The organism is Bacillus toyonensis BCT-7112 (genome assembly GCF_000496285.1).
Taxonomy (GTDB): domain Bacteria; phylum Bacillota; class Bacilli; order Bacillales; family Bacillaceae_G; genus Bacillus_A; species Bacillus_A toyonensis.
This window is the reverse complement of record NC_022781.1, coordinates 2,037,034-2,052,258: the sequence shown is the minus strand read 5'-3', so window position 1 is coordinate 2,052,258 and position 15,225 is coordinate 2,037,034. Positions and strand designations below refer to the sequence as shown.

The following is a 15,225-nucleotide window of genomic DNA, read 5'->3' as shown; positions in this document are numbered from 1 at the left end:
GGTGAAAAAATGTTTACTCATGTTGAAAGTTTCAAATCAGCCTTTCTAGAAAAGTTAGAGACGATGTATGGGAAAAGTTTCAAAGACTCTACAACTCGTGATCAATATAATACGCTTGGGTACATGGTACGTGAGTATATGAATAGTCAATGGATTGCAACGAACGAAAGCTATCGGTCTGGAGAGCAAAAGCAAATGTATTACTTATCCATTGAGTTTTTACTTGGACGTTTGCTTGGAAGTAACATTTTAAATTTAGGCATCAGGGATGTATGTGAGCAGGGCCTTTCGGAGCTTGGGATTTCTTTGCAAGAGTTAGAAGAGGTGGAAGCAGATGCAGGTCTTGGAAATGGTGGGCTTGGACGTCTAGCAGCCTGTTTTCTTGATTCACTCGCATCTTTAAACTTACCAGGACACGGCTGTGGGATTCGTTACAAACATGGCTTGTTTGATCAAAAAATTGTTGATGGTTATCAAGTTGAGTTTCCAGAACAATGGCTTCTTCATGAAAATGTATGGGAAGTAAGAAGGCATGATCAAGCTGTAGAAGTAAGCTATTTTGGCAGTGTGGAGCCGTTAGAAATGGATGGACGTTTAGAGTTCAGGCATACGAATGCAGAAGTCATTATGGCGGTACCATATGATGTTCCAGTAGTAGGCTATGAGACGAGTACTGTAAATACGCTTAGGCTTTGGAATGCTGAACCAGTTCCTTTCCCGCAAAACTGCAAAGATATTTTGAAATATAAGCGTGAAACAGAGGCGGTATCGGAGTTTTTATATCCAGATGATACGCATGATGAGGGGAAAATACTTCGCTTAAAACAACAGTATTTCCTCGTATCAGCAAGTTTACAAAATATCGTTCGTACGCATAGAGAAAGATATGGTGACCTTCGTCAATTACATGAAAAAATTGCGATTCATATTAATGATACACATCCGGTTTTAGCGATTCCAGAACTGATGCGTATTTTATTAGATGAAGAAAAACTAGCATGGGAAGAGGCTTGGCACATAACGACGCAAACGATTTCTTATACGAATCATACGACGTTATCAGAAGCGCTTGAGAAGTGGCCAATTCACATTTTTAAACCGTTATTACCGAGAATTTATATGATTATTGAAGAGATTAATGAACGTTTCTGTCATGAACTTTGGGAACGTTATCCGTACGAATGGCATCGCATTGAAGATATGGCGATTATTGCACATGATCTTGTGAAAATGGCTCATTTAGCAATTGTCGGTAGCCATAGCGTAAACGGTGTAGCAAAAATTCATACGGAAATTTTGAAGCAACGTGAAATGCGATTGTTTTATGAGTTTTATCCAGATAAGTTTAATAATAAGACGAATGGAATCGCTCATAGACGTTGGTTAATGAAGGCAAATCCGCAGCTGACGAACCTTATTTCAGAGGCGATTGGAACAGAGTGGAAGAAAGAACCGATTAAGCTGCAGGCGTTGCAAACAGTTCAATATGATGCGAGTTTCCAAGAGAAATTTGCAGAGGTAAAACAAGAGCGTAAAGAGATTTTAGCGGAGCGTATTCATAATAAAATGGGGATTACAATTGATCCAAATTCTATTTTTGACGTGCAAGTAAAAAGACTGCATGCTTACAAGCGACAATTATTAAACGTTCTTCATATTTTATATTTGTATAACCGTTTGAAAGAGGATACTAGTTTTACATTTTATCCGCGTACTTTTATTTTTGGAGCGAAAGCATCACCTGGCTATTATTATGCGAAAAAAATTATTAAATTAATTAATGAACTCGCAAGGAAAGTAAATAACGATCCGTACGTAAGCCAATATATGAAAGTTATCTTTCTAGAAAACTATCGAGTTTCTGTAGCGGAAGATATATTCCCAGCGGCGGATGTAAGTGAACAAATTTCAACTGCGAGTAAAGAAGCATCAGGAACAGGAAATATGAAATTTATGATGAATGGTGCGATTACACTCGGCACATTAGACGGAGCTAATATTGAAATAAAAGACAGGGTCGGTGATGATAACTGTTTCATTTTCGGTTTAACGGCGGAAGAGGTTCTTCATTACTATCAAAATGGTGGATATCGTGCAAGTGATTATTATCACCACAATATGCATATTAAAAAAGTGGTAGATCAGTTAACGAATGGTTTCTTTGCACAGTCGGGAGCTGAATTTGAAGCAATTTACGATTCTCTCGTTATTCAAAATGATGAATATTTCGTTTTGCGAGATTTTGGTCCATATGCGGAAAGGCAAGAAGCTGTAGGGCGTACTTATGAAAATCGAACGAAATGGCTAGAAATGTCGATTTTAAATATTGCACAATCAGGTCATTTTGCGAGCGATCGAACGATTTTGCAGTACAGTAATGAAATTTGGGGTATTGGTAATACGGTTAAACAACATTAAGTAAAAGTCCCTTTTGAAGGGACTTTTACTCATTATACAGAAGTGTGGTGAATGGCATATGAAGGGTATGTATGAACAAGGAGATTTAAAAACAAATAGATTAATTTTAACGAAGATACATGGTGCACATGCAGCTGATTTATTTGAAGTATATTCTAATGCGGAAACAGCTACATATGTACCGAGGGAAGTACATAAAACGAAAGAGGAAACTCATCGTTTATTAGAAAATATGTTTACAACGATACGAGATGGTAAGGCTCTTATATGGTCTATTATGCTGAATGATAACCAAAAGGTAATTGGAACATGTGGAATGTGGCTTATGCCACATAATAGTGCATCGATTGGAGCTGTAATTAGCCCAACATATTGGGGGAAAGGAGTTATTGTTGAAGCGTTAGAACAAGTTATAAAAGTTGGTTTTCAAGAATTAAATTTGAATCGTATTGAAGGGAGATGTAGTGTGAAAAATGTAGCTTCTGAACGTGTGATGCAAAAATTAAAAATGGTATATGAAGGTACATTGAGGCAAAATGTAAAAATGAATAATACGTACAGTGATTCTAAAGTGTATTCGCTTTTAAAACAGGAATACGATTGCTTCGCAAAGTAAACCGAGCTAAATGAGACTAAGCTCGGTTTACTTATTTTGCTTAAGAAAGAAATGGGATAGCGGTATAGATTATGCCTGTTCCACCATATTCTCCTGTCGCAAAGTATGAAAATGTAAAGAAACCTGTAACCGAAAAAATTACAATGAGAAAAAGTGCAAAGATAAACTTTAACATGTAAGGTCCCCTCATCCAAAAATAAATTCATATATTATTATAGTATACGAATGTGTAATTTCCAATTGTTTACTGGTTAAAAATGAGAAGTCAGACATGTTTTGTATGTTGTCATGGAATGATTATTCGTAATAGATTTTGTATTTTTTGTAAATGTCATATTGTGATGAACGTGGGCATATTCCCAATCACGATCATTAAAATTTATGTTTCGCGGAGGGAGAAGTGGAACGACATCGAATAAATTTACAAAACGAAAGCTACTAGCTACTTGTAGTTTATAATAATTTCGAAAAGCGATATCTCCTACTTTTGGAGAAGCGAATGTATAAAGGCCATACTGTGCGAAGGCAGTATTGATACGTGCATCTAATATGTGTAATGTAGCAAGCGCACCACCTAAACTATGTCCGGTAGCTAGTAGTTTTTTATGGGCTGGCAATGATACGAGCATATCCATAATAGAATCTCGGCAAGATTCATAAATAGAAAGAAAGCCGTTATGGACATTTCCGCTGTTTAAAGCATATGGGTATGGCTTTTGGTTGACGAGTGAATCGATAATCCAGTCTGTATCTGTTTGTGTGCCCCGAAAAGCTACAATAATTGTATCCTCAGATTCTAATATGAATCCAAACCATTCTGTCATTTGAATGGTTTTTCCTTGAAAACCTTGTACATATTGAAAACCATCTGGTATTTCAAAAATCCCATTTTGTTTATATTGTTCATACGTTAACTCACAACAAGAAGCTAACAATATGGCAGTGTCTTTATCAAAGGATAAAGGAGTACGCATTAAGGAAGCCCTCCTTAAGAAAAGGTATGGTTAAATATATGCAGTGAGGGACTTGATTCATTCTTTTTGAGGGTTTTGAAAATGAGGATGGAACATTTAGTTATATGAGGGGGGAGGGGAAGCGTAGTCCACCTAAATAAAAAGCGCCCCATAAGGGCACTTTTACTCTTTTCCATCTAATAAACGACCAAGTCCACCTAAAACACTGCCTTCACCGGTGCTTTGAGCTGCTGGACTCGTAAGGCGTGCTGCTAAGCGGCTAAGTGTTAAGGACTGAATCCAAACCGTTCCAGGACCTTCTAGCGTTGCGAAGAATAAACCTTCACCGCCAAATAGAGCTGTTTTTACTTTTCCTACAAATTCAATATCATAGTTAACGTCTTTTGTCATGGCAACGAGACAACCTGTATCAATGCGAAGTTTCTCACCGGGTTTTAATTCGCGCTTATATACAGTTCCGCCTGCATGCATGAAAGCTAGACCATCACCTTCAAGTTTCTGCATGATGAAACCTTCACCACCAAAGAAACCAGTTCCTATTTTTTTAGTAAACTCAATTCCGATAGAAACACCTTTTGCAGCACAAAGAAACGCATCTTTTTGGCAAACTATTTTCCCTTGATATTCTGTTAAATCAACAGGAACAATTTTACCAGGATAAGGAGCAGCAAATGAGACGTGGCGTTTGCCGTGACCTGTATTTGTAAATACAGTCATAAACATGCTTTCACCTGTAACAAGACGCTTACCAGCCCCCATTAATTTTCCGAATAGACCGTTAGATGGTCCAGAACCATCACCGAAAATTGTCTCCATTTCGATGTAGTCTTCCATCATCATCATTGCCCCAGCTTCTGCGATAACACTCTCTTCTGGATCTAATTCAATTTCAACGAACTGCATATCGTCACCGTATAACTTATATTCGATTTCATGTGCCTTCATTTTTTTCACCTCATATGTAATATATATTTATATTGTACAGAATTTAATAGTATTAGAATACTCTAGTTTTGTTAATTTTCAAATAAAGTAAGGAGATGGAAATTCAACATTATATTAAAATTATAAAAAAATGATGGAATGAAAGTGTTCTCATTTGACGTTTTTCATATAGCGTGATATAGTGAAAGCACTATTGAGCTACATAATGTGGTACGGAAATAAAGCACGTTGTATTAAAGGCTGTAAGCTTGTTATACATTCATGTCCTTTATATCCACCTTTTCATGTGGATTCATAGTTTCATTTTTATTTAGGAGGTACATGACATGCAAACAGGTAAAGTTAAATGGTTTAACGGCGAAAAAGGTTTTGGCTTCATCGAAGTTGAAGGCGGAGAAGACGTATTCGTACATTTCTCAGCTATCCAAGGCGAAGGCTTCAAAACTTTAGAAGAAGGTCAAGAAGTTTCTTTCGAAATCGTTGAAGGAAACCGCGGACCACAAGCAGCTAACGTTACAAAAAACTAATTAGCTAGCGATAAAAAGCATTCCGAATTTCGGAATGCTTTTTTTTATCCCATAAACGTCCGAAGGGTGTGGGCTAATAATTAGTGGGGGATGGTCCCCACACTAATTAAAGTTTCACTTTACTCTTTGGAACTAGATTCATTTGAAGATAATTCGCCTTTGAAGGTACGCTCTTCAAAGTCATCAAGCATTTGTTCATACTCTTCATGTTCTTCTGTGGCGAAAACTTGTGGGTTTTTTCCATACATATCTGTACCGATAAAGTTTTCGAAATCCTCTACATATCCAACATTCTCTTCACTATTTACATACATACCATTATAATTTTTTGAATCTTGTCTTTCTAAATCAGACGGTGTTTCAGACGTTCCATAATTTGCGACATCTTGCCACGCATCTTCTGTATCGTACTCAACAGAATGATCTTCATCGTGCTTATGGAAAGAAGGAGCCAATACTTCTTCTTCAACTGGACGGGTCTCCATATTTAATTTATTTGTCGCGTGCTGTATGCATGTTGTAGCAGTCGGCATTGCTTCTAATCTTTCAAATGGAATTTCCACGCCAGACACTTCACAAATACCGTACGTACCTGCTTCTATTTTTTGCAAGGCATGTTTCGTATCCTCTAGCTGTTTATGCCAAAGCTCAATAAGCCCGAAATCTTTTTCACGTTCATATAGCTCTGTAGCCATATCACCTGGATGGTTATCATAGCTAGACAATTCTCCGACGGAATCGCGTTCAGAGGCACGATTTTCATTTTCATGAGTTTGTATTGTTTGCTCTAGTTCTTGTTTTTGTTTTTCTAAAACGGATTTAAATTGATTTACTTGTTGTGGAGTTAACATTGTCATCCACCTTCCTACAATTCAGTTTCTTTACATAGTATGAGCGTTGCGAGTAGGAATTATGAGCTGAAATTGGTATATGAAAAAGGAGCCGCATTAGCAGCTCCTTTTAAAGGAAATATCCAAGTAATAATCCGATTCCCATGAGGAGACCGAAGATTGTATTTGTTTTTGCTGTTGAAATCATCGCAGGTACCATTTCCATTGGAATGCTTTTGCCGATAAAACCTTTCGTCGCTTTAAATGCTTTCGGTGCACTTAAAAATACGATCAGCATCCATGGTGATACGATGCCCACGATAATTAAAGCAATTGTCCAAATGTAGGAAACGATGAACATAGAAGCAAGTACACCAACGGCTCTTTCACGTCCAACGAGAATTGCTAACGTTTTACGACCGTTTTCTTTATCGCCATCTAAGTCACGGATGTTATTAGCTAGTAAAATGGCACCAATTAAAATGGAGCTTGGAATAGATAGTAAAATGACTTCTGATGTTACAGTTCCAGTTTGAATAAAGAATGAAATCCCGATAATAATGACACCCATAAATAATCCGGCTGTTAACTCTCCAAATGGTGTATAGGCAATTGGAAGTGGGCCGCCTGTATAAAGGTAAGCAACGGCCATACAAACGAGACCGATTGCAGCAAGCCACCAGCTAGAATTCATACAAATATAAACGCCTAATAGCATTGCGATGCCAAAAAATCCAAATGCTAAGTTAAGCACTGTTTTTGGCTGAATGCCATCGCGAACGATAGCGCCGCCGATACCGACTGAACCTTCGTGATCGAGTCCTCTTTTATAATCAAAGTATTCATTAAACATGTTTGTTGCTGCTTGAATGAGAAGACAAGCAAGAAGCATCATAAGGAAAAGAGGGAGATGTATTTGATTTATACCTCCGACCTGCATCGCATATGCTGTTCCGATGAAAACAGGAACGAAAGCTGCTGTTAATGTATGGGGGCGTAGTAAACTCCACCAAATGCGCCAGCCTGTTTGTTTACTTGGCTTTGGCGCCGTAGGAGAGGAATTCGTTTCGACGTTCATTTCCATGTTGAATCCTCCTTAGGTCACATATTGTACACAATTAAGTGTAGAAAAAGCATCATTTAGTGTCAACGTTTATTTTCTAGGAAGAGAAGGTGAATTTCTCAGAAATGCTAAACGTTGACAGGCCTTTCGTTTGAGGTGTATCTTAAAATCAAGCGTAATTATGACTATTTTTCGCCCATAGGGGGGAGACAATTGTGATTCAAACGAAACAAAAAGGCTTGCAAGAAGTTCTTAGTGCGGCCATTAAGCGTGTAAAGAATGAAAAAACATTAGTTAGTTTTGTCAAACAAATAGACTGGGTGGATCCACTTCTGTTTTATGCAGCAGGAAAAAGGACTTCATTCGAAAATAGATGTTATTTTGCAGACCCAGCTCAGCATGTAATATTTGCAGGAATTGGCTCTGTTTTCACTATAGCAAATTCTTCTCATAAGCGCTTTCAAACTGCTCGTGATGAGTGGGAGAAAGTAAAAGAGAATGCATTTGTGCAAAGAGATGAATATGAATTTGGAACAGGTCCTCTTTTATTTGGTGGGTTTTCATTTGATCCAGAAAAAGAGAAAACAGACCTATGGAAAGAATTTAAAGATACAACATTTTCACTACCCGCATTTTTATTAACTGTAAAAAATGAAAAAGCGTGGTTAACGATGAATACATTTGTTTCAGAAACAGATTGTGCAGAAACTCTTTATAACGAAATGATTTCTTTAGAAGAGAAAATTTTGGGGGAGAGTAAATGTGCGCTAGAAGGATCGAAATTAATTGTTACTTCTAAAGTAGAAGTTGATCCGAAAGGCTGGATGAAAGCAATTGAGAAAGTGCAAGATGAGATGAAGCAGGGTAACGTGCAGAAGGTTGTATTAGCGAGGGAGTTAAAAGTAGAGGTGAATCATTCTATTGATTCTGCTCTTGTTTTAGAAGCGCTTCGCATTGGGCAACCGGATTGTTACGTATTTTCTTTTGATTATAAAGGAGCATGTTTCCTAGGAGCGACGCCAGAGAGATTAATTCGCAAAGAAGATGAGAAGTTTACGTCGATGTGTCTTGCTGGTTCAATCGGTCATGGTCATTCTATAGAAGAAAGTAAACAAAATGGTAATGCGCTTCTTCATGATGAAAAGAATTTAGCTGAACATGGTTATGTAGTGAACATGATTCGCGGTGTATTAAATGAGCATTGCAACGTCGTTAATATTCCGGAAAGTCCGGGTTTATTAACAACAAAAAACTTAATTCATTTATATACGCCTGTAGAAGCAAAAGGTGATGTGAGTCTTTTAACAATGGTAGAAGAATTACATCCAACACCAGCTCTTGGCGGGACACCTCGTTTGGAAGCGATGAAGCTCATTCGTGATGTGGAATTGTTAGACAGAGGATTGTACGGTGCACCGATTGGGTGGATAGATGATGAAGGAAATGGTGAATTTGCGGTTGCGCTTCGCTGCGGATTATTAAATGGCGAGAAAGCATCCTTATTTGCCGGTTGTGGGATTGTAATTGATTCTGTACCGCAACTTGAATATGAAGAAACAAGTTTGAAGTTTAGACCGATGCTTGGTGCTTTGGAGGAATTAATGAAATGAACAATCATATAGAAGCATTATCATATTATTTAGGCGCGTTCGTGGATGAACTGACGCGTCTAAATGTATGTGATGTTGTCATTAGTCCAGGCTCACGGTCAACGCCGATTGCTTTACTAATGGAACAACATGAAGGAATGAACACATATTTACACGTAGATGAAAGATCAGCAGGATTTTTTGCGCTTGGTATCGCAAAAGCAAAAAAACGTCCTGTTGCATTATTATGTACGTCAGGAACGGCAGCGGCGAACTATTACCCAGCTGTATGTGAAGCTTTTCATTCACGAGTGCCGCTTATCGTCTTAACGGCAGATAGACCGCATGAATTAAGAGATGTCGGTGCGCCACAAGCGATGAATCAAATTAATTTATACGGTACGTTTGTGAAGCAATTTACAGAGATGGCAATTCCAGAAGCGAGTGAGGCGATGTATCATTATGCTCGCATGACGACGCAGCGCATGATAGCAAGCGCACTTTTAACGCCGCAAGGACCTGTTCATCTTAATTTTCCAGTGCGTGAACCGCTTATCCCGGACTTTTCATTAGAAAGTTTATGGGATAAAGGACGCGGGGAATATACAGGAGTAGTTCAGCAAGGGAACGCGGTGATGCCGAGTGAATATGTAGATTCTCTTGTAAGGCGCCTTTCACATATGGAAAAGGGGCTTATTATTTGTGGAGATGATAGTCATTCAGAAATCGCAGCGTTTGCAGCACAATTAGCTGAAAAAACAGGATATCCAATATTAGCGGATCCACTTTCTAACATTCGTAGCGGAAATCACGATAAAACGATGGTAATCGACTGTTACGATACATTTTTACGAAATGAGTTGTTAAAAGAAACGTGGAAGCCAGAAGTTATGATTCGCTTTGGTGGTATGCCTGTTTCGAAAGCATTAACGCAGTTTATTAAAAAACAGACGAAAGCCGTTCATATCGTTGTCGATGAATCCGGACAATGGAGAGATCCAGCTCTTGTTGCGACAGAAGTTGTACAGGCAAATGATATTGCATTTTGTAGTGCATTAATAGAAAAAATGCCAGCTATGAAAAAGAATGATTGGTTCGGAATGTGGCAACATATAAACGAAATAACGAAGGAAACGCTTCGTGAAATGGAAACATATGAAACGGCATTTGAAGGAAAGGTTATTACGGATATTGTACGCGTATTACCAGATGGGGCAACGTTATTTGCGAGTAATAGTATGCCAATTCGTGATACAGATTCATTCTTCTTCACATCAAATAAAAACATTCAGGTGATGGCAAATCGCGGTGTAAATGGTATCGATGGAATCATTTCAACAGCTTTAGGCGCGAGCATTATTTGCGATCCGCTCGTATTAGTGATTGGTGATTTATCATTTTATCACGATTTAAATGGACTGTTAGCAGCGAAATTACATGAATTAAACATAACAATTGTCGTTGTAAATAATGATGGCGGGGGTATTTTCTCATTCTTACCACAGTATGAGAAAAAGGAACATTTTGAATCATTATTTGGAACACCGATTGGGCTTGATTATGAACACGTTGTTAAAATGTACGGTGGTTCATTTAGCCGTGTAAATGGTTGGGAGCAATTCCGAGAAGAGGTACAAAAGGGAACAAGGGCGGAAGGTTTACACGTTGTGGAAATTTGTACGAATCGTGATGAGAACTTAACATTGCACCGTACATTATGGGCAAAAACGATGGACGTAATTACTACATCTTTACAAGGTGAATCACGATGAAAGTAACGCTGCAAGGTGTATCGTATGAATATGAAGTAGTCGGAAGCGGTGAACCACTTCTACTTCTTCATGGTTTTACGGGAAGCATGGAAACGTGGCGTTCTTTCGTTCCTTCTTGGAGCGAGAAATTTCAAGTCATTTTAGTAGACATTGTTGGGCACGGAAAAACGGAAAGTCCTGAAGCTGTGCCGCATTATGATATTCAAAATGCGGCATTACAAATGAAAGAGCTGCTAGATTACCTTCATATTGAAAAAGCGCACATACTCGGCTATTCAATGGGCGGTAGGCTGGCGATTACGATGGCATGCCTATATCCAGAATATGTACGTTCTCTTTTATTAGAAAATTGTACAGCTGGGCTTGAAAGTGAAGAGGCTAGAAAAGAACGTCGTGAAAAAGATGAGCGACTTGCTCATAAAATTGAGCGAGAAGGCACCCGAAGCTTTATATCGATGTGGGAAAATATTCCGCTGTTCGAAACGCAAAAACGTTTAGCAGAAAAGGTACAAGAAGCAGTGCGAAAAGAACGACTTGCTAACAATCCAAAAGGACTTGCAAATAGCTTGCGAGGCATGGGAACAGGGGCTCAGCCTTCATGGTGGAATGAGCTACAAAACTTAAAAATGCCTGTTCTTTTAGTGAACGGTGAGCATGATGAAAAGTTCTTTCGCATATTAAAAAATATCGAAAAATGCGTCTCTGACGCGAAATTTGTCAAAATTGATGGTGCTGGCCATGCAATTCATGTGGAACAACCGGAAAAGTTTGATACAATAGTAAAGGGATTTCTAAAAACTATGCAGTGATGCTTTTTTCACCTAAGAGGGAAGCTACACTTATAGAGGAGATCAGAAATATACAAGGAGGTAGTTGTAATGGCTATTGAATGGGTAAAAGAAGGCAATTACGAAGATATTATTTATTCAACATACAATGGTATCGCAAAGATTTCGATTAACCGCCCTGAAGTACATAACGCATTCCGTCCTAAAACGGTAATGGAGTTAATCAACGCTTTTGCACACGCTCGTGATGATGCAAATGTTGGCGTTATCATTTTAACAGGTGAAGGTGGACGTGCATTCTGTTCTGGCGGCGACCAAAAAGTTCGCGGTCATGGTGGATATGTAGGTGACGACCAAATCCCACGTCTAAACGTATTAGACTTACAACGTCTAATTCGCGCAATTCCTAAACCAGTTATCGCAATGGTAGCAGGTTATGCAATCGGTGGAGGACACGTACTTCATATCGTATGTGACTTAACAATCGCTGCAGACAACGCTGTATTCGGACAAACAGGTCCTAAAGTAGGAAGCTTTGACGGTGGATACGGAGCTGGTTACTTAGCTCGTATGGTAGGCCACAAGAAAGCTCGCGAAATTTGGTACTTATGTCGTCAATATAGTGCACAGGAAGCGCTTGATATGGGCTTAGTAAACACAGTAGTACCATTAGAAGAGCTTGAAGCAGAAACAGTACAATGGGCACAAGAAATTTTAGCAAACAGCCCAATGGCACTTCGTTTCCTAAAAGCTGCATTCAACGCAGACACAGACGGTCTAGCTGGTATTCAACAACTAGCTGGAGATGCAACGTTATTGTACTACACAACTGACGAAGCAAAAGAAGGTCGCGACGCATTCAAAGAAAAACGCAGTCCGGACTTCGGTCAATTCCCTCGTTTCCCGTGATCAAACCAAAAGCGAAAGCGGCTTGCTTAGAACAAGAGGGCGTAGGAAGGCGTGAAACGACCGACTGTTCTAGCCGCTGTAGCTAGATGGAATCAACCGGAAACAAAACAACTAAGAGACTTGATGTCATATCAAGTCTCTTTCTTTCAGGAAAGGAGAATGTATGATGGAAACTATGCCAAATTGGTTAAAGCAACGTGCATTTTTAACACCAGATCGCACTGCAATTGAAATAGAGGATGAAAAGGTTACTTTTATGCAGCTGCATGAAAAAGTAGTATCTGTTTGTGAACGTCTCACGCATGTTGGAGTGAAGCGTGGACAAAAGGTGGCTGTTCTGATGAAAAATGGTATGGAGATGATTACAGTTATTCACGCCCTATCTTACGTAGGTGCAGTAGCTGTACTTTTAAATACGCGTCTTTCAAGAGAAGAGCTACTTTGGCAAATGGATGATGCTGAAGTTGTTTGTTTAGTGACGGATCAAGATTTTGAGACTACAGATGTTCCTGTATATTCATTTGCTGAAGTGATGAATGGATCGAAGGCAGAAGCATCTATACAGGAAGAATTCTCTTTAGAAGAAGCGATGACAATTATTTATACGTCTGGGACGACAGGGAAGCCGAAAGGCGTTATTTTAACGTACGGTAATCATTGGGCAAGCGCAGTCGGTTCTTCGCTTAATTTAGGGCTTCGTGATGATGATTGCTGGTTAGCTTGTATGCCGATGTTCCACGTTGGCGGGCTATCTCTGTTAATGAAAAATATTATGTACGGTATGCGCATTTTACTCGTTCCGAAATATGATGCTAATTTTATTCATGAAGCACTTCAAACGAGAGGCGTTACGATTATTTCTGTCGTTTCTAAAATGTTAACAGATCTTTTAGAGCGACTTGGAGAAGAGACATATCCCTCTTCTTTACGATGCATGTTACTAGGCGGAGGGCCAGCGCCGAAATCGTTATTAGAAACGTGTGTAGAAAAAGGAATTCCTGTGTATCAAACGTACGGTATGACAGAAACGTCTTCGCAAATTTGTACGTTATCAGCAGATTACATGTTAACGAAAGTAGGATCAGCTGGAAAACCACTATTCCAATGTCAGCTTCGTATTGAAAAAGACGGCGTAGTAGTGCCTCCACATGCTGAAGGAGAAATTGTTGTAAAAGGACCGAACGTAACAGGTGGCTATTTTAACCGTGAAGATGCGACGCGTGAAACAATTCAAAATGGCTGGCTTTATACTGGTGACCTCGGTTATTTAGATGAAGAAGGATTTTTATACGTATTAGACCGCCGCAGTGATTTAATTATTTCTGGGGGAGAAAATATATATCCAGCTCAAATTGAAGAAGTGTTACTATCTCATCCTGCAGTAGCAGAAGGCGGTGTTGTCGGTATGGCTGACGAAAGTTGGGGACAAGTGCCAGCTGCTTTTGTTGTAAAAAGCGGAGAGGTAACAGAAGAAGAAATTCTTCATTTTTGCGAGGAGAAATTAGCGAAATATAAAGTGCCGAAGAAAGTGTGTTTCTTAGAGGAATTACCACGAAACGCTTCGAAAAAATTGTTAAGACGAGAGTTAAGACAATTAGTGGAGGAGATGTAGGTGGAGATAAAAAAAGTGACACTTTATATAACGGAAATGCCACTCGTAATCCCGTTTGCTGCAAGCTACGGAACTTACGAAAGGCGTGAGAGTATCGTCGTTGAATTAGAAGATAAAGATGGATACGTTGGTTTTGGTGAAGTCGTTGCTTTTTCTGAACCGTGGTATACGGAAGAAACGGTGAAGACAGCACTGCATGTACTTCAGGATTTTTTAATACCGGATTTATTGGAAACTGAAATTTCTCATCCGAATGAAGTGCCGAGTTTGTTCCAGCATATAAAGAGAAACCGAATGGCAAAGGCCGGAATAGAAGGGGCTGTTTGGGATTTATATGCGACGCGTCAAAAGAAACCGCTAGCGACATTGCTTGGCGGAACGAAGTCTGAAATTGAGGTCGGCGTTGTAATCGGGATCAATACGATTCCGGTTATGCTAAAACAAATCGAGAAGTACGCGGAAGAAGGATACGAGCGTTTTAAAGTGAAAATAAAGCCAGAGCATGATTACGAATTATTGAAAGAAATTCGTAAAGAGTTTCCGAATATCCCGTTAATGGCTGATGCAAATTCAGCCTATACATTAGCGGATACGGAGAGACTGAAACGACTAGATGAATTTCAATTGCTGATGATTGAACAACCGCTAGCGGATTACGATTTTCTTGATCATGCACAGCTGCAAAAGAAAATTGAAACGCCGATTTGTTTAGACGAAAGCATCCATAGTTTAGAAGACGCGCGCGTTGCGATTACGCTTGGTAGTTGCCGCATCGTTAACATTAAACCAGGGCGAGTGGGCGGATTAACAGAATCTATTCAAATCCATAATTATTGCATGGAGCATAACATACCCGTTTGGTGCGGTGGTATGGTAGAGATGGGGATATCACGAGCACAAAACGTTGCGCTTGCTTCATTGCCGAACTTTACGATTCCTGGTGATATATCCGCTTCTAGTCGACATTGGGAGCAGGATATTATTTCGCCGGAAGTGATGCTTAAGGGCGGGAAAGTGATTGTACCGCAAAGTGTTGAAGCTGAGTATGAAGTAGATCGTGGGAGACTGGATGAAATCACGAAGCAGCGGATTGTGTTTGAGCGGTAAATGGAAGTTTCGTTAGGCTGTCCGCAAATAGCGAGAGGGTTTTGTCGTTAATTGTCGGTAAGTCGATATATTTCA

General features: G+C 39.3%; 14 protein-coding genes. 9 read left to right on the top strand and 5 right to left on the bottom strand.

Annotated elements, in window-relative coordinates:
• Positions 1–9: 9 nt before the first annotated feature.
• Complete coding sequence (gene glgP / locus BTOYO_RS10590; protein WP_000494069.1) at positions 10–2,418, top strand: glycogen phosphorylase; 2,409 nt, start codon at positions 10–12, stop codon at positions 2,416–2,418.
• Positions 2,419–2,476: 58 nt separating this feature from the next.
• On the top strand, positions 2,477–3,034 hold the full coding sequence (locus BTOYO_RS10585) for a GNAT family N-acetyltransferase (protein WP_000677947.1): 558 nt from the start codon (positions 2,477–2,479) through the stop codon (positions 3,032–3,034).
• Between the two features lie 40 nt (positions 3,035–3,074).
• Here the strand turns inward: BTOYO_RS10585 and BTOYO_RS28155 are convergent, their stop codons facing one another.
• The 3 genes from BTOYO_RS28155 to BTOYO_RS10575 form a co-directional block, all read right to left on the bottom strand.
• Entirely contained in the window at positions 3,075–3,209 is a 135-nt protein-coding gene (locus BTOYO_RS28155; protein ID WP_000911069.1) for a hypothetical protein, read from the bottom strand.
• A gap of 76 nt (positions 3,210–3,285) precedes the next feature.
• A complete protein-coding gene (locus BTOYO_RS10580) occupies positions 3,286–4,008 on the bottom strand; it encodes a lipase family protein (RefSeq protein WP_001260116.1) in 723 nt (240 codons plus the stop codon).
• A gap of 162 nt (positions 4,009–4,170) precedes the next feature.
• On the bottom strand, positions 4,171–4,953 hold the full coding sequence (locus BTOYO_RS10575; protein WP_000643604.1) for a TIGR00266 family protein: 783 nt from the start codon (positions 4,951–4,953) through the stop codon (positions 4,171–4,173).
• A gap of 326 nt (positions 4,954–5,279) precedes the next feature.
• Between BTOYO_RS10575 and cspD the strand changes: the two genes are divergently transcribed.
• Entirely contained in the window at positions 5,280–5,480 is a 201-nt protein-coding gene (cspD, locus tag BTOYO_RS10570; protein WP_001193053.1) for a cold-shock protein CspD, read from the top strand.
• Between the two features lie 119 nt (positions 5,481–5,599).
• Here cspD and BTOYO_RS10565 read toward each other — a convergent pair whose 3' ends face one another.
• Positions 5,600–6,331, bottom strand: coding sequence for a yteA family sporulation protein (locus BTOYO_RS10565; RefSeq protein WP_000957401.1), 732 nt, complete (start codon positions 6,329–6,331; stop codon positions 5,600–5,602).
• 109 nt (positions 6,332–6,440) lie between these two features.
• A complete protein-coding gene (locus BTOYO_RS10560) occupies positions 6,441–7,394 on the bottom strand; it encodes a 1,4-dihydroxy-2-naphthoate polyprenyltransferase (RefSeq protein WP_000425759.1) in 954 nt (317 codons plus the stop codon).
• A gap of 194 nt (positions 7,395–7,588) precedes the next feature.
• Here BTOYO_RS10560 and BTOYO_RS10555 point away from each other — a divergent pair, with 194 nt between their 5' ends.
• The 6 genes from BTOYO_RS10555 to menC all read left to right on the top strand — a co-directional run bounded on the left by BTOYO_RS10555 (position 7,589) and on the right by menC (position 15,150).
• Positions 7,589–8,983 carry an isochorismate synthase gene (locus tag BTOYO_RS10555; protein WP_000616760.1) on the top strand — a complete coding sequence of 465 codons (1,395 nt, stop codon included), beginning with the start codon at positions 7,589–7,591 and terminating at the stop codon, positions 8,981–8,983.
• Positions 8,980–10,734: a 2-succinyl-5-enolpyruvyl-6-hydroxy-3-cyclohexene-1-carboxylic-acid synthase gene (menD, locus tag BTOYO_RS10550; RefSeq protein WP_001059232.1), complete on the top strand. Its 1,755-nt coding sequence runs from the start codon at positions 8,980–8,982 to the stop codon at positions 10,732–10,734. Before BTOYO_RS10555 ends, menD begins: the two co-directional genes overlap by 4 nt.
• The gene (gene menH, locus BTOYO_RS10545; RefSeq protein ID WP_000869221.1) at positions 10,731–11,543 is read left to right on the top strand and encodes a 2-succinyl-6-hydroxy-2,4-cyclohexadiene-1-carboxylate synthase; all 813 of its coding nucleotides are present in this window, start codon (positions 10,731–10,733) and stop codon (positions 11,541–11,543) included. Before menD ends, menH begins: the two co-directional genes overlap by 4 nt.
• A gap of 69 nt (positions 11,544–11,612) precedes the next feature.
• The gene (gene menB / locus BTOYO_RS10540; RefSeq protein ID WP_000963888.1) at positions 11,613–12,431 is read left to right on the top strand and encodes a 1,4-dihydroxy-2-naphthoyl-CoA synthase; all 819 of its coding nucleotides are present in this window, start codon (positions 11,613–11,615) and stop codon (positions 12,429–12,431) included.
• A 166-nt stretch (positions 12,432–12,597) separates the two neighbouring features.
• Entirely contained in the window at positions 12,598–14,043 is a 1,446-nt protein-coding gene (locus BTOYO_RS10535; RefSeq protein WP_000449538.1) for an o-succinylbenzoate--CoA ligase, read from the top strand.
• Positions 14,044–15,150, top strand: a complete 1,107-nt coding sequence (gene menC / locus BTOYO_RS10530) for an o-succinylbenzoate synthase (RefSeq protein ID WP_000403451.1) — start codon at positions 14,044–14,046, stop codon at positions 15,148–15,150.
• Positions 15,151–15,225 lie beyond the last annotated feature (75 nt).